The sequence below is a fragment of the Sandarakinorhabdus rubra genome (genome assembly GCF_010994245.1).
Taxonomy (GTDB): Bacteria; Pseudomonadota; Alphaproteobacteria; order Sphingomonadales; family Sphingomonadaceae; genus Sandarakinorhabdus; species Sandarakinorhabdus rubra.
On record NZ_WMHO01000318.1, the window covers coordinates 1 to 2,060 of the forward strand.

At 67.3% G+C, this 2,060-nt stretch carries 1 protein-coding gene; it reads right to left on the reverse strand.

The genetic code is table 11. The features are described from left to right. Nucleotides 1–2,060, reverse strand: a 2,060-nt coding sequence (locus GJV64_RS13940) for an error-prone DNA polymerase (RefSeq protein ID WP_164158024.1), incomplete at both ends; no start/stop codon positions are given.

Sequence of the window (2,060 nt, forward strand, 5' to 3'; positions counted from 1 at the left end):
ATCGGCGAGCAGCTTCAGCGCGCGGGCCGGCCGGCCGGCCCGCGCCAGATCCTCCAGCGCGCGGACCGGGCGGGCGGCGGCGATGGCCTGCGCCCACTCTTCGCGAAAGCCGGTGATCTGGCGCAGGCCCAGGCGCAGCGCGAGGGTGGGCGCCGCCCCTTCCAGCGTGCAATCCCAGGCGCTGTGGTTCACGTCCACCGGCAACACCGTCACGCCATGGTCTCGTGCATCCCGCACGATCTGGGCCGGCGCGTAGAAGCCCATCGGCTGAGCGTTCAGCAGCGCGGCAGCGAACACCGCCGGGTATCGGCACTTGAGGTACGCCGACACCCACACCAGCCGGGCAAAGGCAATGGCGTGGCTCTCCGGGAAGCCGTAACTGCCGAAGCCCTTGATCTGGTTGAAGCAGCGCCGGGCGAACTCCTCATCATAGCCGCGCGCCACCATGCCATCGACCAGCTTGCTCTCGAAAAACTCCATCCCGCCGTTGTGGCGGAAGGTGGCCATGGCGCGGCGCAGCTTGTTGGCCTCGGCGGGCGTGAAATTGGCGGCGGTGATCGCAAGCTTCATCGCCTGTTCCTGGAACAGCGGCACGCCCAGCGTCTTGCCCAGCACCTGTTTCAGTTCATCCGGATCGTGCGGCGGCTTCGGGCTGGGGAAGTGCACCGCCTCCCGCCCCTGCCGACGCCTGAGATAGGGGTGGACCATGTCACCCTGGATCGGGCCGGGGCGCACGATGGCGACCTGGATGACGAGATCGTAGAATTCTGCGGGCTTGAGGCGCGGCAGCATGTTCATCTGCGCCCGGCTTTCCACCTGGAACACGCCGATGGAATCGCCCTTCTGCAGCATCGCATAAACATCGGGCGCGTCCCCCGGCACGTTGTCGAGCGTGTACTGGCGGCCGATGTGGGTGTCGATGAACTCGAAGGCGCGGCGGATGCAGCTCAGCATCCCCAGCGCCAGCACATCGACCTTCATCAGGCCCAGCGCGTCGATATCGTCCTTGTCCCATTCGATGAAGGTGCGATCCGGCATGGCGGCATTGTGGATCGGCACCAGTTCATCGAGCCGGCCTTCGGTGAGCACGAAGCCGCCGACATGCTGGGACAGGTGGCGCGGCATCCCCATGATCTGGGTGACCAACCCGCCCAGCCGCGCGATCTGAGGACTGTCGGGATCCAGCCCGCTTTCGGCAAAGCGCTCACGCTCCATCTGGCTCGCATAGCTGCCCCACACGGTGCTGGAGAGCCGGCTGGTCAGATCCTCGCTCATCCCCAGCACCTTGCCCACTTCGCGCACCGCGCTCCTGGGCCGGTAATGGATCACGGTGGCGGCGATGCCGGCGCGTTCCCGGCCATAGCGTTCATAGATCCACTGCATCACCTCCTCGCGGCGCTCGTGCTCGAAATCGACATCGATGTCGGGCGGCTCCTTGCGCTCTTCGGAAATGAAGCGGGAAAACAGGAGATTGTGTTTGGCCGGATCAACGGCGGTGATGCCCAGCACGAAGCAGACGGCGCTGTTGGCCGCACTGCCCCTGCCCTGACAGAGGATGCCGCGGCTCTGCGCGAAGGCCACGATGTCGTGCACCGTCAGGAAATAGGGCGCATAGCCGGCGCGCGCGATGATGCGGAACTCCTCGGCAAGCAGCGCCATCAGCTTCGGCGGGACGCCGTCCGGCCAGCGCTCGCGGGCCTTCTGCAGGGTCAGCGTCTCCAGCCAGCCCTGCGGGGAATAGCCGGGCGGCACCGGCTCATTGGGATATTCATAGCGCAGCTGATCAAGACTGAAATCGATGCGTGCCAAGAGCCGCGCCGGCTCGGCAAGCGCATCCGGGCGGTCGCGGAACAGGCGCGCCATCTCGGCCGCCGGTTTCAGATGCGCTTCCGCGTTGGGGGCCAGCCGCGTGCCGGCCTCGGCCAGCGTCACCCCGGCGCCGATGCAACGGATCACGTCGTGCAATGGTCGCTGTTCGGGCGTGGCATAGAGCGGCGCGCTCAGCGCCAGCAGCGGCACGCGCGCGGCATCGGCTACCGCCCCAAGCGCCGCCAGCCGGC